Annotated in this window: 1 protein-coding gene; it reads left to right on the top strand. The window is 62.3% G+C overall.

Going from position 1 to position 377, the window contains the following annotated elements:
- Window positions 1-377: alpha/beta hydrolase (locus ABDB81_RS30475; protein ID WP_346814431.1), on the top strand; the 377-nt coding region annotated here is incomplete at both ends.

Below are 377 nucleotides of genomic sequence, written 5' to 3'. Positions count from 1 at the left end.
CTGCCCATCGAAGTGTTCGACGGCATCCGCAAGGGTGTGGCCGATAACCGCTCGCAGTTCTACAAGGACCTGGCCGTGCCGTTCTTCGGTTTCAACCGTCCGAACGCGAAGGTTTCGCAAGGCACCATCGACGCCTTCTGGGCGCAGGGCATGGCCGGTGGCATTCTGGGCCAGTACCTGTGCGTCAAGGAGTTCTCGGAAGTGGACTACACCGCCGATCTGAAGAAGATCGACGTGCCCACGCTGGTGCTGCATGGTGACGACGACCAGATCGTGCCGATCGACAACGCCGGCAAGCTCTCGGCCAAGATCATCAAGCACGCCACGCTGAAGATCTACCCGGGCGCGCCGCACGGCATGTGCGTGACGCACGCCGA

Origin of the sequence: Cupriavidus sp. DL-D2 (assembly GCF_039710735.1) — a bacterium.
Taxonomy (GTDB): Bacteria; Pseudomonadota; Gammaproteobacteria; order Burkholderiales; family Burkholderiaceae; genus Cupriavidus.
Note: the sequence above shows the minus strand (reverse complement) of the source record. Positions and strands in the feature narration are given on the sequence as shown.